This window comes from Paraburkholderia sabiae (assembly GCF_030412785.1).
GTDB lineage: Bacteria > Pseudomonadota > Gammaproteobacteria > Burkholderiales > Burkholderiaceae > Paraburkholderia > Paraburkholderia sabiae.
The window spans coordinates 6,148,995-6,174,448 of record NZ_CP125295.1 but is presented as its reverse complement, the minus strand read 5'-3'; the positions used below and the strand labels follow the sequence as shown (position 1 = coordinate 6,174,448).

The window sequence follows — 25,454 nt, the reverse complement described above, 5'->3', positions numbered from 1 at the left end:
TCGATGAAGCAAACTGCATTCCCCGCCACGACGGCGGATACCGTCCGTTGTCGGTTGATGGTGTCACCGCTTTCATGTTACAAAGCCCGTCCTCTTTCTGTTCGCGCCAGCGTGAGCGGCGAATCCTGCCATGACCTATTGCGCGATTGACTTCGGCACGTCTAATTCGGCAGTTGCCGTCCCTGTTGGCGCCGCGGCGTCGGGTCAGGCGACGCTGAAACTGGCGCCCGTCGAAGGCGCCTACACGACGCTGCCCACGGCCGTCTTCTTCAACACCGACGAGAACTCGCGCGCTTATGGGCGCGCGGCGCTCGAAGCGTATATCGACGGCTTCGACGGCCGCCTGATGCGCTCGATGAAGAGCATTCTCGGCTCGGCGCTCGCCGACAACACCACCGATCTCGGCGACGGCTCGGCGATCAAGTACACCGACGTGATCGCGATATTCGTCACGCATCTGAAGCGCTGCGCGGAGCAGACGGCGGGCACGCCGATCAGCCGTGCCGTGCTAGGCCGCCCGGTGTTTTTCGTCGACGACGATCCGCGCGCCGATCAGCTGGCGCAGCAACAGCTCGAAGCGGCGGCGCGCTCGGTTGGTTTGAACGAAATCCACTTCCAGTACGAGCCGATCGCAGCCGCCTTCGATTACGAAGCGCACCTGACGCAAGAAGGGCTCGTGCTGGTGGCGGACATCGGCGGCGGCACGTCGGACTTTTCGCTGGTGCGGGTCGGCCCCGAGCGCATGCAGCGTATCGAGCGCAAGGACGACGTGCTGGCGCATCACGGCGTGCACGTCGCGGGAACGGACTTCGACCGGCGCGTCGAGCTCGTGACGATTCTGCGCGAACTCGGCTATCAGTCGCTCGATCCGGAAGGGCGCGAAGTGCCGAACCGCATTTACTTCGATCTCGCCACCTGGCATCTGATCAACACGATCTACACGCCGAAGCGCGCGGCCGAACTTGGCCTGATGCGGCATCTGTATTCGGACACGAAGCATCACGACCGGCTGATGCGGGTCGTCGAGCAGCGCTTTGGCCATGCGCTCGCGGCGCATGCGGAAGAAGCGAAGATCGGCGTCGCGGCGGGCGGCGAGACGTTGATCGATCTGGAGATCGTCGAAGAGGACTTGCGGCTTGCATTCGACGAAGCGCAACTCGTCGCGGCCGGCAAGGACGAGACGCAGCGCATCGTTCAGGCCGCGCGTGAGACGGTGCAGCGCGCGGGCGTCGCGCCACGCGATGTCGATGCGCTGTACTTCACGGGGGGATCGACGGGACTCGCGTTTCTGTCGGGCGCGCTGGCTGCGGCTTTTCCCGATGCGAAGCCCGTGTTCGGCGATCGCCTTGCCAGCGTCGCGACCGGATTGGGCATTCACGCCCGGCGCTTATTCCGGTAAAGATTTCAGATTCCGCGCCGAAAAATCGATTAACGCAAAAACAAAAAACCCCGCCGAGGCGGGGTTTTTTTTGCGTTCCGGAAGGAAGCTAAGCTTAAGCCGGCTTGATGTTAGCGGCTTGCTTGCCCTTCGGGCCCGTCTTGACGTCGTAGGTAACCTTTTGGTTTTCCTGCAGCGTCTTGAAGCCTTCGATGCGGATTTCCGAGAAATGCGCGAACAGGTCTTCGCCGCCAGCGTCCGGGGTGATGAAGCCAAAGCCCTTTGCGTCATTGAACCACTTGACGGTACCGGTTTCCATATTACTTTTTCCTAAAAATGGTGAACAAGGCCGAAGCCCGAGGGTGCATGAAAATCAAGGAAGGGTAATGGGACCAACCGGAGTACCGTTGATGGGCGAACTACGAAAGAACCAATTCACTCGCCGCTTGAAATCCTGCACGATCTTTATACGGGCATTTCGAGAGAAGGTCAACCGTAATCTTTAAATCCTCATATGAGCCCGGGGTATTAGGCACATTCGATGCTTACAAAGCTTGCTATTTTTCCGATTTTTTTGTAAGACATAAGTGGATTTCAACTGCAATGAGGCGGTGCAACCGTTAAACTACGCCCCGCACGCGACCGGTTGCACCTGGATGCACCTGGAAAAACCCGCAATCGCGCTCGCGACCGCCCGCCGTATGCCCTAGTCTTTCCTATGACTTCCAGCCGTGTCTCATGGCCGCGGCAGCGGCGTGCTTTCAGATACAGGAGAAGACGTGAAAAGTTCTATTCAACGGCACATCGGCCCGTTTGCGCTGATGCTGACGGGACTCGGCTCGATCATCGGGTCCGGCTGGCTGTTCGGCGCCTGGAAGGCGGCGAAGATCGCGGGTCCTGCGGCGCTGTGCGCATGGGTGATCGGTGCAGTGGTGATTCTCGCAATCGCGCTGACTTACGCAGAACTCGGCGCGATGTTCCCCGAGTCGGGCGGCATGGTGCGTTACGCGCGTTATTCGCACGGCGCGCTCGTCGGCTTTATCAGCGCGTGGGCGAACTGGATTGCAATCGTGTCGGTGATTCCAATTGAAGCCGAAGCGTCGATCCAGTACATGAGCACCTGGCCGTATGAATGGGCGCATAACCTGTTCATCGAAGGCTCGTTGACGACACCGGGCTTGCTGCTTTCAGCGGTGCTCGTGGTCATTTACTTCATGCTGAATTATTGGGGCGTCAAGGTATTTGCACGCGCCAATTCGGCGATCACGATCTTCAAGTTCATCATTCCCGGCCTGACGATTCTCGGTCTGATGATGAGCGGCTTCCACAAGGAAAACCTCGGCGAAAGCTTCGGCGGCTCGGGCGTATTTGCGCCGTACGGCTGGTCGGCGGTGCTAACGGCGGTCGCAACGAGCGGCATCGTGTTCGCATTCAATGGTTTCCAGAGCCCGATCAACCTCGCGGGCGAAGCGCGCAATCCGGCGAAGAGCGTACCGTTTGCGGTGATCGGCTCGATCCTGCTGGCGCTGGTGATCTACGTGCTGCTTCAGATTGCGTATATCGGCGCAGTGAACCCCACCGATGTGATGAAGGGCTGGAACCAGTTCAACTTCAAGTCGCCGTTCGCGGAGCTGGCGATCGCGCTGAACCTGAACTGGCTCGCGATCCTGCTGTATGTCGATGCGTTCGTGAGCCCGAGCGGTACGGGCACGACCTACATGGCGACGACCACGCGCATGATTTACGCGATGGAGCGCAACAACACGATGCCGAAGATCTTCGGCAGCGTGCATCCGCTGTACGGCGTGCCGCGTCCGGCGATGTGGTTCAACCTGCTGGTGTCGTTCATCTTCCTGTTCTTCTTCCGTGGCTGGAGTTCGCTGGCGGCTGTGATTTCGGTGGCGACCGTGATCTCGTACCTGACGGGTCCGATCAGTCTGATGGCGCTGCGTCGCGCGGCAACGGATCTCGAGCGCCCGCTGCACATTCCGGGCATGAGTGTGATCGCGCCGTTCGCGTTCGTGTGTGCTTCGCTGATTCTCTACTGGGCGAAATGGCCTCTGACGGGCGAAATCATTCTGCTGATGATCGTCGCGCTGCCCGTGTTCTTCTACTTCCAGGCGAAGTCGGGTTTCTCGGGCTTCAATCAGGATCTGAAGGCAGCGTGGTGGCTGGTCGCGTATCTGCCCGTGATGGCGATTCTGTCGCTGATCGGCAGCAAGCAGTTCGGCGGCATGGGCGTGCTGCCGTACGGCTGGGACATGCTGGTCGTGATCGCGTGCGCGCTGGTCTTCTACTACTGGGGCGTACACACCGGTTATCGCACCGAGTATCTGAACGAGCGTGAATCGCACGATGAGATTCTCGAAGGCATCGGCGCCTGATTCTCAGCGCTCCACAGCTTGACCCAAGAAAAAGCCCGCCAGATTCTGGCGGGCTTTTTTATTTCGCGACGCTGCGCTCAGGCGTTGCCGAACACGTAATTCGTCATCGCCAGCGAGCGCTGGAACGTCCCGAGCGATTGAATGCCGAGTTTGTAGTCATCCGGCGCGGCGCCCAATGCGGCGAAGACGGGCAACAGATGCTCGTCCGTCGGATGCATGAACTCGGCGTGCGGCGCCTGACGCCGGTAGTCGAGCAACGCATCGATATCACGTTCGACGAGACGCGTCTCGAACCAGTCGGTGAACTCGGTGACACGCGGATCCGCGTCTTCCGGACGCGCCGAGAAATCCGCTTCGCGCAGGTTGTGCGTGATCTGGCCGGAACCGACGATCATCACGCCTTCGTCCTGCAACGGACGCAGCGCACGGCCGACGCGGAAATGATGCGCGGGATCGAGCCGCGGCTGGATCGACAGCTGCGCAATGGGCACGTCCGCGTGCGGGAACATCAGCAGCATCGGCACCCACGCGCCGTGGTCGAGACCGTGCGGCTGCGTCGTGGTCGGAATACCTTCGTCGCCGAGCAGCGCAGCGGCGCGGCGCGCGATATCGGGTGCGCCCGGCGCCGGGTACTGGATTTCGTACAACTGGCGCGGAAAGCCGTAGAAATCGTGGATCGTCTCGGGTGCGTCCGACGTGCTGGCGGCCGGCTGCAAGGTGCCCCAATGCGCGGACAGCATCAGGATCGCTTTGGGACGCGGCACTTCCGCCGACAGCGACGCGAACTCGGCGCGGGGCATCGACGGATCGATCGGCAGCGTCGGCGCGCCGTGCGACAAAAAAAGGGAAGGCAAGCGGGTCATGACAGTGCGGAAAGAGGTGAGATTGAAACCAATATAAGGCCGCACTACCGTTTGATAAACGGTCAAATCCGCATTTGATTGTCTCGCGGCGGTTGTGAATGCGCGAAACTGGAGGATGAAGCGCTACTGCTGTGGATTATTCAGGCCTCGCCAGGCAGGCGACAGCGCCGGGCCCAACGCAAACAGATCGAGCACGCGCGCGACGGTATCGTCGACCATCTGGTCGATTGTTTCCGGGTGATTGTAGAAGGCGGGCAGCGGTGGAAAGACGATACCGCCCATTTCGGTCACGGCCGTCATGTTGCGCAAATGCGCGAGATTGAACGGCGTTTCGCGGACCATCAGCACGAGCCTTCGACGTTCCTTGAGCGTGACGTCGGCGGCGCGCGTGATCAGATTGTCGGAGAGGCCGTGCGCGATGCTCGCGAGCGTTTTCATCGAGCAGGGCGCGACGATCATGCCGTCGGTCGCGAAAGAGCCGGACGCGACGCTCGCGCCGACATCGCGCACCGAATGAACGACATCTGCGAGCGGATGCACGTCTTCACGCGACAGTTTGAGTTCGTGCTGGATATTGAGCCATCCGGCGCTGGAAATCAGCAGATGGCTTTCGACGCCGCCCAGCTTGCGCAACGTCTGAAGCAACCGGATGCCGTAGACGGCCCCCGTCGCTCCCGTGATGGCGATGATCAGACGACGAGGCGCCGCAGCGCGTGTTTCCATGACGTGCGGCGCCTGTCTGCGCGATCAGGCTGCGGCGAAGAGCTGCTGCAGTTCGCCCGACTGATACATCTCCATCATGATGTCCGAGCCGCCGACGAACTCGCCGTTCACGTACAGCTGCGGAATGGTCGGCCAGTTCGAGAATTCCTTGATGCCCTGGCGCACGGCTTCGTCTTCGAGGACGTTGACCGTCTTGAACTGATCGACGCCGCATGCCTTCAGGATCTGCACTGCGCGGCCCGAGAAGCCGCACATCGGGAATTGCGCGTTGCCTTTCATGAAGAGCACGACGGGGTTTTCGTCGACGATTTGCTTGATGCGTTGTTGCGTGTCCATGACTGACCTTGCGATTCCGGTATGTGTTGGGGATAGAGACAAATGATAGCGGATTTCGCCGATGGCGACCGACGGCTGGATCGCCTGCGCGCGTCAGCCGGGCCAGCGTCCGCCGCTGATGCGTTCGATGCCGGCGAGGTCGCACTCCGAGCGCACGTCGGCGAAACCTTGGGCAACGAGAATCGCGCGGACGGCTTCGGCCTGATCGTAGCCGTGTTCCATCCACAGCACGCCGTTCGGCGCGAGCCGCGCCGGCGCGCCAGCGACGATCGCCCGAATCGCGGAAAGGCCGTCGGCTTCGTCGGTGAGCGCGCCACGCGGCTCGAAGCGCAGATCGCCCTGCGACAGATGCGGATCGCCGCTCGCGATATACGGCGGATTGCTGACGATCACTTCGAACGTGAGCGAGGCGTCGAGCGCAGCGTACCAGTCGCTTTGCGCGAACTGCAAATCGCCGCCGGGACGTTTCGGTTCGAGCAGTTTGACGGCGTTGCGCTTCGCGACATCGAGCGCTTCTGCCGAACGATCGACCGCCCAAACGCGCGCATCCGGACGCGACCACGCGATCGACACCGCGATCGCGGCTGTGCCCGTGCCGAGATCCAGCACACGAGAGCGCGCCGGATGTTCTTCCAGAGCCTGCACGGCCGTTTCGACCAGCAATTCGGTTTCCGGCCGCGGAATCAGCACATCGCGCGTGACGTCGAACTCGAGTCCGAAGAATTCGCGCAGGCCGATCAGTTGCGCGATCGGTTCGCCTGCCACGCGCCGCGTTTCCAGCTCTCGGAAGGCCGCCACCTGCGTCGGCTCCAGCGGATTATCGGCGCGCGTGATCAACTCGGTGCGCCGCCAGCCCAGCGCATGTCCGAGCAGAATACGCGCTTCGAGCGCGGGCAGCGGCGATGCGCGCAGTAGCGTGGCGACGGTATCGATGTGACTCATGCGCGCCGCTCAGTCCGCGTCGCCGAGCGATGCGAGCAGTTCCGCCTGATGCTCGGACACGAGCGCCGCGATCAGTTCGTCGAGATCGCCTTCCATGATCGATTCCAGACGATACAGCGTCAGGTTGATCCGGTGATCGGTGAGACGGCCTTGCGGGAAGTTGTATGTGCGAATGCGCTCGGAGCGGTCGCCCGAACCGATCAGGCTCTTGCGCGTCGCAGCTTCCTTCGCGTGCTGCTCGTGATATTGCTTGTCCTTGATCCGCGCCGCGAGCACCTTCAGCGCGCGGTCCTTGTTCTTGTGCTGCGAGCGGTCGTCCTGACATTCAACGACGATGCCCGTCGGCAAGTGCGTCACGCGCACGGCAGAATCGGTCTTGTTGATGTGCTGGCCGCCCGCGCCCGACGCGCGGAACGTATCGATGCGCAAATCCGCCGGATTGATCTCGACTTCGCCGATTTCATCCGCTTCCGGCATCACCGCGACCGTGCACGCGGACGTGTGGATGCGTCCTTGCGTTTCTGTCGCGGGAACGCGCTGCACGCGGTGGCCGCCTGATTCGAACTTGAGCTTCGAATACGCGGCGTCGCCCGCAATCCGTACGATCACTTCCTTGTAGCCGCCCAGATCCGATTCGCTTGCCGACATCATCTCGACCTGCCAGCGATTGCGTTCCGCGTAACGCAGATACATGCGCAGCAGGTCGCCCGCGAACAGCGCCGATTCGTCGCCGCCCGTGCCCGCGCGGATTTCGAGGAAGATGTTGCGGTCGTCGTTCGGGTCTTTCGGCAGCAGCATTTTCTGCAATTCGCCTGCGAGCGTTTCCATCCGGTCGCGCGCCGCGCGGATTTCCTCTTCGGCGAAGTCCTTCATCGACGCATCCGACAGCAGTTCCTGCGCGGTTGCCGCGTCGTTCATCGACTGACGCCACAGGCCGTACTGTTCGACGACAGGCTGCAACTCCGCGTGTTCGCGCGTGAGCTTGCGATATTGCTCGATGTTCGCCGTGATGTCTTCGCGGCTCAACAGGTCGTTCAGTTCGGCCAGCCGGGTGGTGAGCTGGTCGAGCTTGGCTTGCATGCTCGTTTTCATTGGGGCGATCGGAGCGGGCTCCGGAAAGAACGGCTACTTGGGGAAGCGGGCGGAACAGCCCGTCATGACAGCAGATGAAGCACCGTGCGGGCCTGGTCGGCCACCCGCGCGATGCCGCGGCGTGGAGCGCCGCTAACGCTCGGAAGAAGAGTGAGCGTGTTTGTAGAAGCCGCCCATCAGCTCGATCAGCTGATCGCGATTTTCGCTGCTGGCGCGGTTGAGCGCGTGCGTCGGGCCGTGGATCAGCTTGTTCGTCAGCGCCTGCGACAGCGCTTCGAGCACGGCAGCGGGATCGTCGCCGCGCGCGAGCATCTTTTGCGCTTTCTCGACTTCGGCGCGGCGCAGCGTGTCGGCCTGCGTGTGCATGTGACGGATGACGGGCACGATGCTGCGCGCGTCCAGCCACTGCATGAAATTCTGCACGCGCGTTTCGATGATCGTCTCGGCCTGCGCGACGGCGGCTTGCCGCGACGCATTGCCTTCACGAACGATCGCGCCGAGGTCGTCGACGGTGTACAGGAAGACGTCTTCGAGCTGCCCGACTTCCGGTTCGATATCGCGCGGCACGGCGAGATCGACCATGAAAATGGGACGGTGACGGCGCGCCTTCACCGCGCGCTCGACCGCGCCGAGACCGATGATGGGCAGCGTCGACGCCGTGCACGACACGATGATGTCGAACTCGTGCATGCGCGTGGGCAGTTCGGACAGCGGAATCGCGCGGCCGTTGAAGCTTTCTGCGAGACGCTGGCCGCGTTCGGCCGTGCGGTTCGCGACGACCAGTTCGCGCGGCTGCTGCGCGGCAAAGTGCGTCGCGCACAGTTCGATCATTTCACCCGCGCCGATGAACAGCACGCGCTGGTTCGAGACCTTGTCGAAAATACGCTGCGCGAGGCGCACGGCCGCCGCAGCCATCGAAACCGATTGCGCCCCGATTTCAGTCGTCGTGCGGACTTCCTTCGCAACCGCGAAAGTGCGCTGGAACAGCTGGTTCAGATACGTGCCGAGCGCGCCGGCTTCCGTGGCCGTGCGCACCGCGTCCTTCATCTGGCCGACGATCTGCGTTTCGCCCAGCACCATCGAATCGAGCCCCGACGCGACGCGGAATGCGTGACGCACGGCTTCCGACTGCGGCAGCGCGTACACGTGCGGCGCAAGTTCGTCGATGGCGATGTTGTGGTACTTCGAGAGCCAGTGGATCGCGGCTTCGCGGGCCGCCTGGTCGTCGGTGGCACAGTAGAGTTCGGTGCGGTTGCAGGTCGACAGGATCGCTGCTTCCGGCGCCGTGCGGGCGGTCCGGCCGAGGAAGATATCTTTGAACGTCGACAGCGCCGGCTTGATCTGTTCGAGCGGAAACGCCACGCGTTCGCGCAGGGCGACGGGCGCGGTGTGGTGATTGATTCCGATCGTTAGCAGTTGCACGGGGACGCTACGGCGTTTTTGGCGCGACGTATTGGGGCTATGGTTAGGCCCAATATTATAGCGTTTCCACGATTCTTTCAGTCGGCGCGGGTTTATCCGCGCTATCCGGGTTTTCGACGGGAATCCGGTCGAGACGATAACCGTAGCCATACAGCGGCGTCAGCGTGTAGCCGAATTCGGGCCGCAGTTCGAGCTTGGTGCGGATGCGCGACGCATGAGTGTCGAGCGTGCGCGACTTTACGTCGCGCCGGCGTGACCAGACGGTTTCGAGAATGTGCGCGCGCGACACCGGCCGCGACATGTTGGTAAACAGAAGCAGCGCGAATTGAAGCTCCTTCGGCGTCATCGTAATGTTCTGTCCCCGGAAGCTGACGATGGAGCGGCTGGCGTCGAACGCGTATTCGCCGAACATTTCGCGCACGCGATTGCGCGGCCGGCGAATTCCCGCGCGGCGCATCAGCGCTTCGATGCGGGCCAGCATTTCGGGGCCGCGTACCGGTTTCGACAGACAGTCGTCGGCGCCAGCCTGCAATATCGCGACCAGTTCGCTTTCGCGCGGCGCGTTCATCAGTGCGACGACGGGCAAGCCGGGCAAAACCTGGCGCACGCGCGCGATCACGTCTTCGGCGGCGGCGTCGCCGCAAAAGGCGTCAGTGACGAGGAGATCGAAGAATTCGTGTTCGGCGCCCGCGAGAAACGGCGCGCTGGTCGAAAAGTGATGGCAGGCATGGCCCCCGGCAAGCAGTAGCCGGCCGACGATTTCCGCATGCCGGAGGTCAGGCTCAATAAGGGCGATTCGCATGGACGGTGGGATGGGCGCAGCGATCTGGCGCGGAGGCTTTCAGCTTGCTTAACCTTACCCCGGCCCCTAAACTCAACCGCTACGCAGAAAGCCGTGCAGACCTTCTGGTGAATGAGAAAAAAATGCTATCCATCGATAAAACAGCCGCCTATCAGAACAGTCTTAATTTGATGGGCGGTTCGCGCTGATGGGCTGGCCGGGACTGATCATCCTTGGCGCCGTCGTGGGTGGGGCCAGCTGGTGGCTGCATCCTCTTCGGCGCGCGAGCCGCGTCGCGCTGTGGGTAGCCATGCTGGTCGGCGTGGTGGGCGCCGTCGTCGCGCACATGGCCGGCAACGTCATTCAGCTTTTCCACGACGGCGACACGCTCGAGTGGCCCGTCTGCACCGCTATTGCTCTGGTTGCCGTTGCCGTGACGGTCGGCCTGTTCTCCCGTCGATGAATACTTGCAGGTGAAACCGATGAACGTACGACTCCCCGAAACCGCCTCGATCCCTGAGCGCATCGCGCAACTGCGCGGCGCAATGAAACAGGAAGGGCTCGCCGCCTGGCTGGTGCCATCGGCCGATCCGCATCTGTCCGAATATCTGCCCGGCCGCTGGCAAGGGCGCGAATGGCTGTCCGGCTTTACAGGCTCGGTCGGCACGCTGGTCGTGACGGCGGATTTCGCCGGTCTTTGGGTCGACAGCCGCTATTGGGTGCAGGCCGAAGCGCAACTGGCGGGCACGGGCATCCAGTTGATGAAGATGTTCGGCGGCCAGCAGACGGCGCCGCACATCGACTGGCTCGCGCAGAACGTGTCGACGGGCGCGACGGTCGGCGTCGACGGCGCGGTGCTCGGCGTCGCGGCGGCGCGCGCGCTGTCGGACGCATTGAAGGCGCGCGGCGTGAAGCTGCGCACTGACCTCGATCTGCTCGATTCCGTCTGGCCGCAGCGTCCGTCGCTGCCGACGGCCGCCGTCTACGAGCACGTTGCGCCGCACGCCAGCGTGTCGCGCGCGGACAAACTGGATCAGATCCGCCGCGCGATGCAGGAGAAGGGCGCGCAGTGGCATTTCATTTCGACGCTCGACGATCTCGCGTGGCTCTTGAACCTGCGCGGCGCCGATGTGAACTACAACCCGGTGTTCGTCGCGCATGCGCTGATCGGGCTGGATCGCGCGTCGCTGTTCGTGGTGGACGGCAAGGTGCCGGCGCAACTCGCCGAATCGCTCGCACGTGATGGGATCAAGGTCGAGTCGTACGCGAAGGCGGCCGATGCGCTCGCCGCGCTGCCGAACGGCCAGACGCTGCTGATCGATCCGCGTCGCATCACGTTCGGCTTGCTGCAATCGGTGCCGGCGTCGGTGGCGATCGTCGAGTCGGTGAATCCTTCGACGTTCTTCAAGTCGCGCAAGACGGACGCCGAAGCCGCGCACGTGCGCGCGACGATGGAGCAGGACGGTGCCGCGCTCGCCGAATTTTTCGCGTGGTTCGAAGGCGCGCTGGGCCGCGAGAAGATCACCGAACTCACCATCGACGAAAAGCTGACGGCCTCGCGCGCGCGCCGGCCGGGCTTCGTCACGCTGAGCTTCGCGACGATCGCCGGCTTCAACGCGAACGGCGCGATGCCGCACTACCGCGCAACGCCCGCGTCGCATTCGACGATCGAAGGCAACGGCCTTCTGCTGATCGACTCGGGTGGCCAGTACCTGAGCGGCACGACCGACATCACGCGAGTCGTGCCCATCGGCACGATCAACGACGAACATCGCCGCGACTTCACGACGGTGCTGAAGGGCACGATGGCCTTGTCGCGCGCGAAGTTTCCGCGCGGCATCCGTTCGCCGATGCTCGATTCGATCGCGCGTGCGCCGATCTGGGAAGTGGGCGCGGACTACGGTCACGGCACGGGCCACGGCGTCGGCTATTTCCTGAACGTTCACGAAGGCCCGCAGGTGATCTCGCACTACGCGCCCGCCGAAAGCTGGACGGCGATGGAAGAGGGCATGATCACGTCGATCGAGCCGGGCATCTATCGTCCGGGCAAGTGGGGCATTCGTATCGAGAATCTCGTGCTGAACCGTGCAGCCGAGAAGACCGAGTTCGGCGATTTCCTCGAATTCGAAACGCTGACGCTGTGCCCGATCGATACGCGCTGCGTCGCGCTGAACCTGTTGCGCGACGACGAGCGCGCATGGCTCAACGCGTATCACGAGATGGTGCGCGCGCGCGTCTCGCCGCACGTGTCGGGCGACGCGAAGGCGTGGCTCGAAACGCGCACGCAGCCAATCTGACGCATTGCCGGGACGAGCACGCTGTGAGCCGCTGTAAAACGGCGGCTCGTCCGATACCTTCCCGCTTTGCCCGAAAAATTACCAACGAAAATCGCCAACGAATAGCGAGGCCCGCATGTCCGGTGTTGCCGTGATCGTGATCGACGTACAGCAGATGTTTTTCAGCGGAGCGTCCGCCGCATATCGAGGCGATGAAGTGATCGAAGGTATCAACCGGCTCACGTCGGCGGCGCGCAGGGCGAACGCGCCCGTGTTTTTCGTGCAGCACGAGAGCGACGCCAACGGCCCGCTCGCGCGCGGCAGCGACGCCTGGCAATTGCCCGCCGGGCTCGTGCGCGAACAGGCGGACGCGTCCATCTACAAGACGGTCGGCGATTCGTTTCATGAGACGCCGCTCGCCGACCAGCTTCGTCAAAACGACATCGATAGCGTGCTGATATGCGGTTTCGCGTCCGAGTTCTGCGTCAACGCTACGGCGCGCCGCGCCGAACTGCTCGGACTGCGCACGACGATCGTTTCCGATCTGCATACGACTCAAGACAAGCCGCACCTCGCCGCGGACAAGATCGTCGAGCACCAGAACTTCGTCTGGGCCAATTCGTCGATGACAGGCAAACGCGTCAAGGTGCGCCCTCTCGCTGACATTCTGCAAACGGAGTTCGCATGACCATCAAGGCAGTCGTGTTCGATTTCGGCGGCGTGCTGATCGACTGGAGTCCGCAGTATCTGTATCGCCAGCTGATTCCCGACGACGCCGAACGCGCGTGGTTTCTGTCGAACGTCTGCACGATGGACTGGGTGATCCGCCAGGACGGCGGCCAGCCGATCGCGGAAGGCACGGCGGAACTGATCGCGAAGTTTCCCGAGCACGAAGCGCTGATCCGTGCGTTCTACGAGCGCTGGCATGAAATGGTGGCGGGCGTGCTCGATGACGGAGTCGCGACCGTCGAAAAGCTCGAAGACGCAAACGTGCCGCTGTTCGGTCTGACGAACTGGTCGGACGAGACTTTTCCGTATGCGTGGGAGCACTATCCGGTGCTGCGGCGCTTCAAGGACATCGTCGTGTCGGGGCGCGTGAAGATGGTGAAGCCGGACCCGGCCATCTTCGCCGAGATGCTGCGCCGGATTCGCGCGCATCTGCCGGACATCGAAGCGCACGAACTCGTTTTCATCGACGACAACATTGCGAACGCGCGCGCCGCGAACGAACTCGGCTGGCATGGCGTGCATCACACGAACGCCGTGCAGACCGAGGCAAAACTGCGCGAACTGGGTTTGCCCGTCTGATCTCGCGAAGATGCGCTGAAGAGGGCGCTATTGCCCGAGCAGATTCTTCAGCGCGTTGCCTAATCCCTTCACCGTTTCTCCCGCGCCCTTCGCGACGCCCTCGGCGCTGACGCCCAGCGCCTTCGCCAGATTCGCGCGCAGCTCGGTCATCACGCTCTCGTTCAGCTTGAACTTCGGATCGCGCAGATTGCCGTCGATCGTGAAGTGCAGCGTGATGTCATCGCCGTGTTTCTTCAACGCGGCGACGGCGGCCTTCGTCGGAATCTGCATGAAAGTGTCGAGCGGATCGTCCGTTTCGGCCAGTTGCAGATGATGCAGTGTGATCGTGCCCGGCGCGTGGATGTGATAGTTCGTCACGGTGGCCTGCAGGTTCAGATCGAGCGTGCCGCCCTTTACCTGCGTCTTCGCGCCGGCTTTTTTCAGCAGATACGGATCGAGCGTGACGACGTCGACGCCGCGCAGCGTCGTGGTCGTCTGCGAGTCCTTGCTGGCAATTTTCATCCAGCCGTCGAACGTCACGCTGCCCGTGTGCGACGGGCCCTTGATTGCGCCTTTCATCGACAGACTGGTCGGCTCGGTGAGGTCGGGCAGATGGATGTGATCGACGGTGGCGCTTGCGTCGCTGATCACGACCTTGTACGCCGGCTTGCTGACCATCTCGTCGTAGAAGACGAACTGACCGTCCGCGAACGCGACGTGGTCGATGAGTTTTTCGGCGGGCAGCGGCGGCTTGTCTGGCGCAGCGGCGCTCGCTTCGCTGGCGGGATGGCCGGCCTGACTCATCGATTGACGCAGCTTCGGCAAAATCTCCAGCCGGCCGCTCGCGGTGCGCACGAGCGCCAGATTGAAGCCGCGCACCACGACGCTGCGCAGATGCATCCGATGCGCGAGCAGATCGCGAATGTCGGGCGTCATCGTGATTTCGTCGGCGGTGAGGGCGTCGGGCGTCGGCCAGTCTTTCGGCGCGCTCAGCCGCACGCGATGCAGCGTGATCGCCGAAAAGCCCACGTCGATCGATTCAGCCGTACCGAGCGGCGCGAGCGCATCGACGACGCGTGCTTTCACTTCGCGTTGCACGAAATACAAGCCGCCCAGTGCGAGCACGACGAACAGCACGATCAAGCCTGCGACCGCCGCCATCACGCGGCTGCCTTTCGACATCGCCATGCCACCTCCTCGTCCTTGCTGTGGCCGTGGTTCGGGTTATATCTCGTGGAGTACCGCGCATAAAGCTCGCGACGCGCGGCGCAGGCAGCGAGTGCCTGCATGGAGAACTGCGTGGACCGGATCCGATCCTGCGAGGAAAGAGAGCAACTCTTATGCCGTCCGCATCGAACCGCACGAGCGGTCCGGACGCGAACGGCAGTACAACGAACGCTTAACGGCTGATCGGCTTGTAGCGCAGACGCTTCGGACGGGCCGCTTCTTCGCCGAGGCGCGCGCGCTTGTCCGCTTCGTATTCCTGGTAGTTGCCGTCGAAGAACGTCACTTGCGAATCGCCTTCGAACGCGAGGATGTGCGTTGCGATACGGTCGAGGAACCAGCGATCGTGCGAGATCACCATCACCGAGCCGGCGAATTCGAGCAGTGCGTCTTCGAGTGCGCGCAGCGTTTCGACGTCGAGGTCGTTCGACGGTTCATCGAGCAGCAGCATGTTGCCGCCCGCGATCAGCGTCTTCGCCAGATGCAGACGGCCGCGCTCGCCGCCCGACAGGTTGCCGACGATCTTCTGCTGGTCGCCGCCCTTGAAGTTGAAGCGGCCGATGTACGCGCGCGACGGCGTTTCGTACTTGCCGACTGTCAGCACGTCCGCGCCGCCGGAGATCGCTTCGAACACCGTCTTCGTGCCGTCGAGCGCGTCGCGGCTCTGGTCGACGTACGCGAGCTTGACGGTCGGACCCTGGACGATTTCGCCCGAATCCGGCTGTTCCTTGCCCGTCAGCATGCGGAAGAGCGTCGACTTACCGGCGCCGTTCGGCCCGATGATGCCGACGATCGCGCCCGCCGGAAGCTTGAAGCTCAGGTTGTCGATCAGCAGGCGGTCGCCGTAGGACTTGCTGACGTTCTTGAACTCGACCACTTCATTGCCGAGGCGGTCGCCGACGGGAATGAAGATTTCCTGCGTTTCGTTGCGCTTCTGGTATTCCTGGCTGTTGAGTTCCTCGAAACGCGCGATACGCGCCTTCGATTTCGCCTGACGGCCCTTCGGGTTCTGGCGCACCCACTCCAGTTCCTTCTTGATCGCCTTCTGACGCGCGGATTCCGACGCCTCTTCCTGCTTCAGGCGGTCTTCCTTCTGGTCGAGCCAGCTGCTGTAGTTGCCTTTCCACGGAATGCCGTGGCCGCGGTCGAGTTCGAGAATCCACTCGGCGGCGTTGTCGAGGAAGTAGCGGTCGTGGGTGACGGCGACGACGGTGCCGGGGAAGCGCGTGAGGAACTGCTCCAGCCATTCGACGGATTCGGCGTCGAGGTGGTTGGTCGGTTCGTCGAGCAGCAGCATGTCGGGCTTTTCGAGCAGCAGCTTGCACAGCGCGACGCGGCGCTTTTCGCCGCCCGACAGATGTTCGATTTTCGCGTCCCACGGCGGCAGGCGCAGCGCGTCGGCGGCGACTTCGAGCTGCTGCTCGGGGCTGCCGCCATCCGACGTCGCGAGGATCGCTTCGTACTTCGCCTGCTCGGCGGCGAGCGCGTCGAAATCGGCGTCCGGCTCGGCGTACGCGGCGTAGATTTCGTCGAGCTTCTTTTGCGCCTGGAACACGTCGCCGAGGCCATCTTCAACGGCTTCGCGGACGGTCTTTTGCGGATCGAGTTGCGGTTCCTGCGGCAGATAGCCGATGTTCAGGTTCGGCATCGGCGTAGCTTCGCCTTCGATGTCCTTGTCGACGCCGGCCATGATCTTGATCAGCGTGGACTTACCCGAGCCGTTCAGACCGAGCAGACCGATCTTCGCGCCGGGGAAGAACGACAGCGAGATATCTTTCAGGATGTGGCGTTTGGGCGGCACGATTTTGCCGACCCGGTTCATGGTGAAGACGTATTGGGCCATTTTTGAAGTGTTGTTGATGCCGCGTGGTGTTGATGCCGCACGGCGGAATGTGGAATGTGGTGCCGACGGGGTGTCGGGGCCCGGAGGCGGGCGGAAACGGTATTGTACTTCCCGGTGGGGTTGGGGTTTGGGTTTGGGGTGGGTTTGGGGTCTTGCGGTGGCATCCGCTCTATGTTTTTGGTTTATTAGCGTTGCCCCTGTGCGGGGCGGCAGTTACTTTCTTTGCCGCCGCAAAGAAAGTAACCAAAGAAAGCGGCTTCAAACCCCCGGTGCCTGCCAGGATAACGCCGCGGCGTGCCGCAGTTGAGTTGTCGCGCAGCGACGCGAATCTCCGTAGAAAGCCCGCAGTCAGGCGCGCGGTGTGAAAAACTACACCCAGTTGGGGCACATTCGGTCGGGTTGTTTTTGCGTTCGCAGTCGGTTCGCGGCGGTATGTGTTCCAGACTGTGTGGGATTTTCGCGCCGTGCGTGGTTGACTGCGGGCGATCTACGGAGTGCGGACGTTGCTGCGCGACAGCTCAACTGCGGCATGGCGCGGCGCTATGCTTGCGGGCACCGGAGGTTCAAAAGCGGCTTTCTTTGGTTACTTTCTTTGCCGCGGCAAAGAAAGTAACTGCCGCCCCGCACAGGGGCGACGCTAATAGACCAAAAGCATAGAGCGGATGCCCGCAAGAAGCCCAGAATGGCGACTGCGTCGCAGACAGAAAAAAACCTAGTTCAACCGCCGCCCCGTCTCCTCATCAAAGAAATGAAGATGCGCCGCAGGCAAAGCGACAGAAAGCCGCTCCCCGGCTTGGGGCCGATGCCCGTGCGGCAACCGGACAGTCACATCGTGTTTGCCCCAACGACCGTGCGCAAGATTGTCCGCACCAAGCAACTCGCACGAGTCAACAAAAAGCGTCGCGGATGACGCATCAACCGCTAACCCTGGCGTCATATGCTCTGGCCGAATCCCGATCACACACGGCCGCCCAGCCGTAACATCGCGGCCGAGCCCAGCCGCACCAGAAATCGGCAGCTTCGGCCCCTCACCCGCAACTTCAAAAGACGACCCATCCTCCGTCACCCACCCACTCAACAGATTCATCCCCGGCGAACCGATGAAACCAGCCACAAACGTAGTAGCAGGCCGCTCATAAACCTCGGTGGGCGCACCGATCTGCTCCGCATGCCCGCGATTCATCACGATCACGCGCTGCGCCAGCGTCATCGCTTCGATCTGATCGTGCGTCACGTACAGGCTCGTCGTCTTGAGCCGCCCATGCAGACGCTGGATTTCGAGCCGCATCTGCACGCGCAGACGTGCATCGAGATTCGACAGCGGCTCGTCGAACAGAAACACAGCCGGCTCGCGCACGATCGCGCGTCCCATCGCGACACGCTGCCGCTGTCCGCCCGACAACTCACGCGGCTTTCTCGCGAGCAACGGTTCGAGTTCGAGAATCTTCGCCGCCGTCAACACGCGCGATTCGATCTTCGATTTCGGCAGTCCCGCGATCTTCAGCGCGTAACCCATGTTCTCCGCGACCGTCATGTGCGGATAGAGCGCGTAGTTCTGAAACACCATCGCGATGTTGCGGTCCTTCGGCTCCAGTTCGTTGACGACCTTGCCGTCGATCGCAATCGTGCCTTCCGTGATCGCTTCGAGGCCCGCGACCATCCGCAGCAACGTCGACTTGCCGCAACCCGACGGCCCGACCATCACGACGAATTCGCCATCCTCGACATCCGCGTTGATGCCGTGCAGAACGTTCTGCTTGCCGTCGTACGATTTCTTCACGCCCTTGAGCGTCAGTGCAGACATGTCTGTTTATCCTTATTTTTCCGCATCCACCAGACCGCGCACGAACCAGCGCTGCATCGCCAGCACGACGACGAGCGGCGGCAGCATCGCGAGCAGCGTCGCGGCCATCACGAGATGCCATTCGGTGGCGGTATCGCCCGATGCGATCATGCTCTTGATGCCGACCACGGCCGTCGTCAGCGACTGCTGGTTCGTGATCAAAATCGGCCACAAGTACTGATTCCAGCCGTAGATGAACGTGATCACGAAGAGCGCCGCCAGATTCGTCTTCGACAGCGGCAACACGACGTCCCAGAAGAAACGCAGCGGACCCGCGCCATCGATGCGCGCCGCTTCCATCAGTTCGTCGGGCAGCGTCAGGAAGAACTGGCGAAACAGGAACGTCGCCGTCGCCGACGCGATCAGCGGCAGCGTGAGACCGGCGTATGTGTTGCTCAGGTGCATCGACGACACGACCTGCACCGTCGGAAAGATGCGCACTTCGACGGGCAGCATCAGCGTGATGAAGATCAGCCAGAACGCGACGTTGCGGCCCGGAAAGCGGAAGAACACGATCGCAAATGCCGAGATCATCGACACTGCGATCTTGCCGATTGCAATCACCAAAGCCATCACGAGACTGTTGAGCAGCATCGTGCCGAACGGGCTCGCGGCGTTGCCCGTGCCGTGCGTCCAGATGTTCGCGATGTTTTCGAACAGCTGCGTGCTCGGCACGAGCGACAGCGGCACGCTGAACACTTCGTGCTCGTTCATCGTCGCCGCGCAGAACGCGACGTAGACAGGAAACACGACCAGCACCACGCCGATTATCAACACGACGTGGCAGAAGATATCGAAGCCGCGGCGATTCTCGATCATGAGTATTGAACCCTCCGCTCGATGAAACGGAACTGCACGACGGTCAGCCCGACGACGATCAGCATCAGCACGACCGACTGCGCGCCCGAACTGCCGATGTCGAGTCCCTGGAAGCCTTCGGCGAAAATCTTGTAGATCAGCGTGCGCGTCGCTTGAGCGGGACCGCCGCCCGTTGCGGCGTCGATGATCGGGAAGGTGTCGAAGAACGCGTAGACGAGATTGACGACGAGCAGAAAGAACGTCGTCGGCGACAGCAGCGGCAGCGCGATGCCGAAGAAACGGCGCACAGGACCGGCGCCGTCGATAGCGGCCGCTTCGATCAGCGAGCGCGGAATCGCCTGCAAGCCCGCGTAGAAGAACAGGAAGTTGTAGCTGACCTGCTTCCAGATCGAGGCGAGCACGACCAGGAACATCGCCTGCCCCGGGTTCAACGCGTGATTCCACACGATCCCGGCCTTGCCGAGCGAGTACGTCACGAGTCCGATGCTCGGATTGAACAGGAACGACCACAACACGGCAGCGATCGCGGGCGCAACTGCGTACGGCCAGATCAGCAGCGTCTGATAGGCCTTCGCTCCGCGCGTCACGCGATCGGCGCACGCCGCGAGCAGCAGTGAAATCACGAGACCGCACACGGTGACGAGCGCGCAGAAGATCAGCGTCGTTTCGAACGACGACAGGTACAGCGGATCGGCGAAAAGCTGCCTGAAATTGCTGAAACCTACGAATTCGCTCGACGTGCCGAATGCGTCCTGTGTCTGCGTCGATTGCCAGAGCGCTTCGCCCGCGGGCAGCAGAAAGAACAGCAGCGTAATGATGAGCTGCGGCGCGACGAGCAGATAGGGCAGGAAACTGGTGCCGAAGCGGGAGCGCTTGTCCATCGACGTCCCTTTCAAAGATGAGCGAACGGGCGCGCTTTGCGATAACACTCCGCGAAGCGCGCCCGCCAGGTGGAAAAACTATCCGGCTTTAGCTACCCGCTTTCTCGAAGCGGCGCAGCAGTTCGTCGCCGCGCGACACCGACGAATCGAGCGCGTCTTTCGGCGTCTTCTTGTCGGCCCAGACCTGTTCGAGTTCTTCGTCGATGATCGTGCGGATCTGCGGCATGTTGCCCAGACGCAGGCCCTTCGTGTACGGCAGAGGCGGTTTGTTGAGCATCTGCTTGATGGCCGTGTCACTGCCAGGATTCTTCTCGTAGAAGCCTTGCTGCTGGGTCAACTCGTAGGCGGCCGTGGTGACAGGCAGATAACCCGTGTCCTGATGCCACTTCGCGGCGACTGGCGGCGAACTCAGATACGCGAGGAACTTCGCGACGCCCTTATAGACGGCGGGATCCTTGCCCGACAACACCCACAGGCTCGCGCCGCCGATGATCGCGTTCTGCGGCGCACCCTTCACGTTCGCGTCGTACGGCATCATGCCCGTGCCGAAATTGAACTTCGCGTACTTGCGGATCGTCGCGAGCGAGCCCGACGAATTCGTGATGATCCCGCAGTCGCCGCTATAGAACTTGGAGACCGGTTCGTCCTTGCGGCCTGCATAGGTGAACGTGCCTTCCTTGGCCATCTTCTGCAGGAAGCTGATGTGCGCGATCTGCAGCGGCTTGTTGAATTCGAGCTTCGCATCGGCGCCGTCGAACCCGTTGTTCTCCGTCGCGAACGGCGCGCCGTGCCACGCGCCGTAGTTCTCGAGCTGAATCCAGCTTTGCCAGCCCGACGAATAACCGCACGACATGCCCGCTGCCTTCAGCTTTTGCGCATCCTGTTCGAGTTCGGCCCAGGTCTTCGGCGGCGTGTTCGGATCGAGGCCCGCTTTTTTGAACGCGTCCTTGTTGTAGTAGAGGACGGGCGTCGAGCTGTTGAACGGCATCGAGATCAGGTGGCCCGTCTTCGAGTCGCTGTAATAGCTGGCGATGGTCGGCACGAACGCCTTGTCGTCGAGCGTCATGCCTGCCTGCTTGAACACATCGGAGACGGGGACGACGGCCTTTTTCGCCTGCATCATCGTCGCGGTGCCCACTTCGTAGACCTGCAGGATCGCGGGCGCGTTGCCGCTGCGATACGCGGCAATGCCCGCTGCGAGCGTCTGGTCGTAGGTGCCCTTAAAGACGGGAACGATCTTGTAATCGCTCTGCGAGGCATTGAAGTCGTTGGCGATCGTGTTCAGGCGCTCGCCGAGCGCGGCTTCCATCGCGTGCCAGAACTGGATTTCGGTGGCGGCCTGTGCGCTTTGGTAGACGCCGAAGGTGAGTACGGCGGCGACGGATAGCGAACGGATGAACGGCTTGCAATGCATCGAGAGTCTCCTATGTCGGGATTGCGCGGTGTGCGGTCGCGCGATTCTATTTGTGGTCGATGACAGGAAAGCGTCGGCGGATTTTCTATGTGTAAGGCTGGTTGCCGAACGCGCAATTTAACATCGGAAAAATGATCGGAGGAAGGGCGATTACCCGAAGCATTGTTCGGTGTGCGTGCAACGAAGGCACAAAAAAAGCCGCGTCGAGGCGCGGCTTCTTTGATCTGCGATCCTCGCTTTAGACGGCGGGGAGCATTTAACAATTGGTCGTCAGACGTTGAACAAAAAGTTCATCACGTCGCCATCATGCACGACGTATTCCTTCCCTTCGGCGCGCATCTTGCCCGCTTCCTTCGCGCCTTGCTCACCCTTGTACGTGATGTAGTCGTCGAAGCCGATCGTCTGCGCGCGGATGAAGCCGCGTTCGAAGTCCGTGTGAATCGCGCCAGCCGCCTGCGGCGCGGTATCGCCGATATGGATCGTCCATGCACGCACTTCCTTCACGCCTGCCGTGAAGTACGTCTGCAGGCCGAGCAGTTTGAAGCCCGCGCGGATCACGCGGTTCAGGCCCGGCTCGTCCATGCCCATGTCGGCGAGGAACACTTCCTTGTCTTCATCGGCGAGATCGGCGATTTCCGCTTCGATCGCTGCGCACACCGCGACCACGGGCGCCTTTTCCGTTTCCGCATAGTTGCGCACGGCGTCCAGATGCGGATTGTTCTCGAAGCCGTCTTCCTTGACGTTCGCGACGTACATCGCCGGCTTGGCCGTAATGAGGCAGAACGGCTTGATCAGCAGACGCTCTTCTTCCGTCAGATCCAGACCGCGCACCGGCTTGGCCTGATCGAGCTGCACGCGGACCTTTTCCAGCACGGCGGCGAGCTTCACGGCTTCCTTGTCGTTGCCGGACTTCGCGGCCTTCGAGTAACGCGTGAGCGCCTTTTCGACCGTCGCGAGGTCAGCGAGCGCCAGTTCCGTGTTGATGACTTCAATATCCGACACGGGATCGACCTTGCCTGCAACGTGAATCACGTTCTCGTCTTCGAAGCAGCGCACGACGTGCGTGATCGCGTCGGTTTCGCGGATATTCGCGAGGAACTGATTGCCGAGGCCTTCGCCCTTGCTCGCGCCCGCGACGAGACCCGCGATGTCGACGAATTCGACGACGGCAGGCACGATGCGCTCCGGCTTGACGATTTCGGAGAGCGCCTTCAGGCGCGCGTCCGGCACTTCGACCACGCCGACGTTCGGCTCGATCGTGCAGAAGGGATAGTTTTCGGCGGCGATGCCCGCCTTGGTCAGCGCGTTGAACAGGGTGGACTTGCCGACGTTAGGCAGGCCGACGATGCCGCATTTGAGGCTCATGAGGTTCTCTACAAATCAGGTGGTGACAGGCTTCGGCGAACGGAGCGGACTTGCGGCACGCGGCGCGGCGCGATGCCGGCTGCGGCCCGCCGATCCGCTCGCGCCGGATGGCGCGGCACAGGCGGACTGTCGCTGGACGCCCGCCGCGCTGCAAATCAAATCAAATCAAACGCGCGCCGGGGTGCCGGATTACCGAAAACCGCAATTGTAACCCTGTCCGGCTGCGCCTTCGCGGCAGCGAAGGTTCGGCAGTGCGTGTCACCCGTCTTCGGCCTGCAACGGTCGTGCCGTCCACAATCGACGGAATTCATGCCCGACCTGCATCAATCCCTCGTCAAACAAAGCCAGAATGCCCCCGAAAGACGGCCGGGCCGATCCGTCCCCGCCAGCCCTCGCGGCTATAATGGCCGGATGAATGCTCACCATCAGTCCTTCGACGTCGCCGTGATCGGCGGCGGGCTCGTCGGCAAGACGGCGGCGCTCGCGCTGACGCAGAGCGGCCTGCGCGTCGCGCTGCTCGCACAGCACTGTCAGCCGCTAGCCGCCGACGCCGTATTCGACTCGCGCGTCTACGCGCTGTCCGCGAGTTCGCAGGCGCTGCTCGAACGTCTGCGTGTGTGGCAGGCGCTCGATGCGTCGCGGCTTGCGCCCGTGTACGACATGCGGGTCTACGGCGACGCTCACGCCGAACTGCATTTTTCGGCGTTCCAGGCGTCCGTGCCGCAGCTCGCGTGGATCGCGGAATCGTCGCTGATCGAACATGCGCTCGACGCCGCGCTGCGTTTCCAGCCCAACCTCACGTGGATCGAAACCCGCGCGCAGGGGCTCGACGTGAAAACGGGCGGCGCGACGATCGGCCTCGCGAACGGTAACGTGCTCGAAGCCGATCTCGTGGTCGGCGCAGACGGCGCGCATTCGTGGGTGCGTGCGCAGATCGGCTCGAAGGCGAACCGGCGCGACTACCGGCAGACGGGCGTCGTCGCGAACTTCAAGGCGGAGCGTCCGCACGGCGAGACGGCGTATCAGTGGTTCCGCGACGGCGAGATCATCGCGTTGCTGCCGCTGCCGAACGGTCACGTGTCGCTCGTCTGGTCGGCGCTGACGGACCACGCGAACACGCTCGTCAAGCTCGATCCCGCGCAACTCGCCGCGGAAGTCGAGCGTGCGACGATGGGTGCGCTCGGCGCGCTTGAATGCGTGACGCCCGCGCAAGGCTTTCCGCTCGCGCTGCAAACCGTCGACAAGCTGGTCGCGCCGCGCGTCGCACTGGTCGGCGATGCCGCGCATCTGATTCATCCGCTCGCCGGTCAGGGCATGAATCTGGGCTTGCGCGACGTGGCGTCGCTGGTCGATGTGATCGCGAAAAAAGAGGCGTTCCGCGATATCGGCGATATGGTGCTGTTGCGTCGCTACGAGCGTTCGCGCAGCGAGGACATCCGCGCGCTGACCATTGCCACCGACGGCCTGCAAAAGCTCTTCGGGCTGCCCGGCAATATCGCGCGTGCGGTCCGCAACACGGGCATGGCGTTCGTCGGCGCGCAGCCGCTGATCAAGCGTTGGCTGGTGTCGGCGGCGCTGGGCTGATGACGCATTGACGCACGGCGTCCCGCGTTGAACCGACGGGCGACCCACACGTCTGACAGGATCGATTACAAGGCATACCATCTGCGCAAGGCGCGCGGAACTTGAACACAGGCGAACACAGGCGCAATCGGGCGGCAAACGGCCGCGCGCCGAACCGAATCAGGAGCAGCAGCATGAAGAAACATATCCGTATCGCCGCGCTGGCGCTGGCCGTCGCGACCATCGGCCTCGGCTGTTCGGCACAGGCCGACCAGACCACCGACAAGCTCAAGTCGACGCTGCAAGCGCGTCTGAGCGAAGCGTCGATCAAGAGCGTGTCGAAGTCGCCCATCGACGGTCTGTACGAAGTGAACCTCGGCTCGCAGATCATCTACAGCGACGCGTCGGGCGATCATCTGATTCTCGGCGACATGGTCGACTCGAAGACGCGCAAGAATCTGACTGAAGCGCGTCTGTCCGAAACCAACCGCATCGATTTCGCGAGCCTGCCGTTCGCGAACGCGGTGAAAGTGGTGAAGGGCAATGGCAGCCGCAAGATCGCCGTGTTCTCCGATCCGAACTGCCCGTACTGCAAGCAGCTTGAAACGACGCTGAAGTCGATGGACAACATCACCGTCTACACCTTCCTGTACCCGGTGCTGTCGCCGGATTCGACGGTGAAGTCGAAGTCGATCTGGTGTTCCGCCGACCGCGCGAAGGCGTGGGAATCGTGGATGCAGGATCACCGCGCGCCGACCGCGCCGGGCACCTGCGACACGGCCGCGATCGACAAGAATCTCGCGCTCGGCCAGTCGATGAACGTGAGCGGCACGCCGACGGTGTTCCTCGCTGATGGCCGCCGCCTGCCGGGCGCCGTTCCTGCAGACGAACTGGACAAGGCGTTGTCGTCGGTACGCTGAGCGCGTTTCGTCTGAAATCGCGTCTGAAGTCGCGTCAGAAATCGTCTGAATGTGTTTGAAAGGAGGCGCGCTGCGCCTCCTGTGTTTTGAAGCCCCGC

24 protein-coding genes are annotated in these 25,454 nt (G+C 62.5%); 9 read left to right on the top strand and 15 right to left on the bottom strand.

The window, feature by feature from the left end; genetic code table 11:
• Positions 1-130 precede the first annotated feature (130 nt).
• Positions 131-1,399: an Hsp70 family protein gene (locus tag QEN71_RS27705; protein WP_201655522.1), complete on the top strand. Its 1,269-nt coding sequence runs from the start codon at positions 131-133 to the stop codon at positions 1,397-1,399.
• 94 nt (positions 1,400-1,493) lie between these two features.
• Here QEN71_RS27705 and QEN71_RS27700 read toward each other — a convergent pair whose 3' ends face one another.
• Positions 1,494-1,697 carry a cold-shock protein gene (locus QEN71_RS27700; protein WP_147234315.1) on the bottom strand — a complete coding sequence of 68 codons (204 nt, stop codon included), beginning with the start codon at positions 1,695-1,697 and terminating at the stop codon, positions 1,494-1,496.
• A 460-nt stretch (positions 1,698-2,157) separates the two neighbouring features.
• On the opposite strand from QEN71_RS27700, the gene QEN71_RS27695 reads away from it, so the two are divergent.
• On the top strand, positions 2,158-3,762 hold the full coding sequence (locus QEN71_RS27695) for an APC family permease (protein ID WP_201655526.1): 1,605 nt from the start codon (positions 2,158-2,160) through the stop codon (positions 3,760-3,762).
• A 77-nt stretch (positions 3,763-3,839) separates the two neighbouring features.
• On the opposite strand, the gene QEN71_RS27690 is transcribed toward QEN71_RS27695, so the two are convergent.
• The 7 genes from QEN71_RS27690 to QEN71_RS27660 all read right to left on the bottom strand — a co-directional run bounded on the left by QEN71_RS27690 (position 3,840) and on the right by QEN71_RS27660 (position 9,942).
• Positions 3,840-4,625 carry a DODA-type extradiol aromatic ring-opening family dioxygenase gene (locus QEN71_RS27690; RefSeq protein WP_201655529.1) on the bottom strand — a complete coding sequence of 262 codons (786 nt, stop codon included), beginning with the start codon at positions 4,623-4,625 and terminating at the stop codon, positions 3,840-3,842.
• Between the two features lie 123 nt (positions 4,626-4,748).
• Complete coding sequence (locus QEN71_RS27685) at positions 4,749-5,348, bottom strand: UbiX family flavin prenyltransferase (protein WP_201655532.1); 600 nt, start codon at positions 5,346-5,348, stop codon at positions 4,749-4,751.
• 24 nt (positions 5,349-5,372) lie between these two features.
• Positions 5,373-5,684, bottom strand: coding sequence for a Grx4 family monothiol glutaredoxin (gene grxD / locus QEN71_RS27680; RefSeq protein ID WP_201655536.1), 312 nt, complete (start codon positions 5,682-5,684; stop codon positions 5,373-5,375).
• A 93-nt stretch (positions 5,685-5,777) separates the two neighbouring features.
• On the bottom strand, positions 5,778-6,626 hold the full coding sequence (gene prmC, locus QEN71_RS27675) for a peptide chain release factor N(5)-glutamine methyltransferase (protein WP_201655539.1): 849 nt from the start codon (positions 6,624-6,626) through the stop codon (positions 5,778-5,780).
• 9 nt (positions 6,627-6,635) lie between these two features.
• Entirely contained in the window at positions 6,636-7,718 is a 1,083-nt protein-coding gene (gene prfA / locus QEN71_RS27670) for a peptide chain release factor 1 (RefSeq protein WP_201655542.1), read from the bottom strand.
• A gap of 132 nt (positions 7,719-7,850) precedes the next feature.
• Positions 7,851-9,140, bottom strand: a complete 1,290-nt coding sequence (gene hemA / locus QEN71_RS27665; RefSeq protein ID WP_201655545.1) for a glutamyl-tRNA reductase — start codon at positions 9,138-9,140, stop codon at positions 7,851-7,853.
• A 55-nt stretch (positions 9,141-9,195) separates the two neighbouring features.
• Positions 9,196-9,942, bottom strand: coding sequence for a response regulator transcription factor (locus tag QEN71_RS27660; RefSeq protein WP_201655548.1), 747 nt, complete (start codon positions 9,940-9,942; stop codon positions 9,196-9,198).
• Between the two features lie 44 nt (positions 9,943-9,986).
• On the opposite strand from QEN71_RS27660, the gene QEN71_RS27655 reads away from it, so the two are divergent.
• From QEN71_RS27655 to QEN71_RS27635, 5 genes are all read left to right on the top strand, one after another.
• A complete protein-coding gene (locus QEN71_RS27655; RefSeq protein WP_201655551.1) occupies positions 9,987-10,130 on the top strand; it encodes a hypothetical protein in 144 nt (47 codons plus the stop codon).
• Positions 10,130-10,384: a hypothetical protein gene (locus QEN71_RS27650; RefSeq protein WP_201655554.1), complete on the top strand. Its 255-nt coding sequence runs from the start codon at positions 10,130-10,132 to the stop codon at positions 10,382-10,384. Before QEN71_RS27655 ends, QEN71_RS27650 begins: the two co-directional genes overlap by 1 nt.
• A 19-nt stretch (positions 10,385-10,403) precedes the next feature.
• Complete coding sequence (locus QEN71_RS27645) at positions 10,404-12,218, top strand: aminopeptidase P family protein (protein WP_201655556.1); 1,815 nt, start codon at positions 10,404-10,406, stop codon at positions 12,216-12,218.
• A 115-nt stretch (positions 12,219-12,333) separates the two neighbouring features.
• Positions 12,334-12,885: a cysteine hydrolase family protein gene (locus QEN71_RS27640; RefSeq protein WP_201655559.1), complete on the top strand. Its 552-nt coding sequence runs from the start codon at positions 12,334-12,336 to the stop codon at positions 12,883-12,885.
• Positions 12,882-13,505 carry an HAD family hydrolase gene (locus QEN71_RS27635; protein WP_201655562.1) on the top strand — a complete coding sequence of 208 codons (624 nt, stop codon included), beginning with the start codon at positions 12,882-12,884 and terminating at the stop codon, positions 13,503-13,505. Before QEN71_RS27640 ends, QEN71_RS27635 begins: the two co-directional genes overlap by 4 nt.
• Positions 13,506-13,532: 27 nt before the next feature.
• On the opposite strand, the gene QEN71_RS27630 is transcribed toward QEN71_RS27635, so the two are convergent.
• The 7 genes from QEN71_RS27630 to ychF all read right to left on the bottom strand — a co-directional run bounded on the left by QEN71_RS27630 (position 13,533) and on the right by ychF (position 22,873).
• Positions 13,533-14,672: a DUF748 domain-containing protein gene (locus tag QEN71_RS27630; protein ID WP_201655565.1), complete on the bottom strand. Its 1,140-nt coding sequence runs from the start codon at positions 14,670-14,672 to the stop codon at positions 13,533-13,535.
• A gap of 211 nt (positions 14,673-14,883) precedes the next feature.
• The gene (gene ettA, locus QEN71_RS27625; RefSeq protein WP_201655568.1) at positions 14,884-16,551 is read right to left on the bottom strand and encodes an energy-dependent translational throttle protein EttA; all 1,668 of its coding nucleotides are present in this window, start codon (positions 16,549-16,551) and stop codon (positions 14,884-14,886) included.
• 712 nt (positions 16,552-17,263) lie between these two features.
• Positions 17,264-18,355 (bottom strand): sn-glycerol-3-phosphate import ATP-binding protein UgpC, encoded by a 1,092-nt coding sequence (locus QEN71_RS27620; protein WP_201655570.1) that lies wholly within the window; start codon positions 18,353-18,355, stop codon positions 17,264-17,266.
• A gap of 12 nt (positions 18,356-18,367) precedes the next feature.
• The gene (gene ugpE, locus QEN71_RS27615) at positions 18,368-19,213 is read right to left on the bottom strand and encodes a sn-glycerol-3-phosphate ABC transporter permease UgpE (protein WP_201655573.1); all 846 of its coding nucleotides are present in this window, start codon (positions 19,211-19,213) and stop codon (positions 18,368-18,370) included.
• Positions 19,210-20,094 (bottom strand): sn-glycerol-3-phosphate ABC transporter permease UgpA, encoded by an 885-nt coding sequence (ugpA, locus tag QEN71_RS27610; RefSeq protein WP_201655576.1) that lies wholly within the window; start codon positions 20,092-20,094, stop codon positions 19,210-19,212. The genes ugpE and ugpA overlap by 4 nt, the downstream gene beginning before the upstream one ends.
• Positions 20,095-20,182: 88 nt before the next feature.
• On the bottom strand, positions 20,183-21,508 hold the full coding sequence (gene ugpB, locus QEN71_RS27605) for a sn-glycerol-3-phosphate ABC transporter substrate-binding protein UgpB (RefSeq protein ID WP_201655579.1): 1,326 nt from the start codon (positions 21,506-21,508) through the stop codon (positions 20,183-20,185).
• Between the two features lie 270 nt (positions 21,509-21,778).
• Positions 21,779-22,873: a redox-regulated ATPase YchF gene (gene ychF / locus QEN71_RS27600; protein WP_201655582.1), complete on the bottom strand. Its 1,095-nt coding sequence runs from the start codon at positions 22,871-22,873 to the stop codon at positions 21,779-21,781.
• 411 nt (positions 22,874-23,284) lie between these two features.
• Here ychF and QEN71_RS27595 point away from each other — a divergent pair, with 411 nt between their 5' ends.
• Positions 23,285-24,457, top strand: a complete 1,173-nt coding sequence (locus tag QEN71_RS27595; protein ID WP_201655586.1) for a UbiH/UbiF family hydroxylase — start codon at positions 23,285-23,287, stop codon at positions 24,455-24,457.
• Positions 24,458-24,630: 173 nt separating this feature from the next.
• A complete protein-coding gene (locus tag QEN71_RS27590) occupies positions 24,631-25,356 on the top strand; it encodes a DsbC family protein (protein WP_201655589.1) in 726 nt (241 codons plus the stop codon).
• The last annotated feature ends 98 nt before the right edge of the window (positions 25,357-25,454 follow it).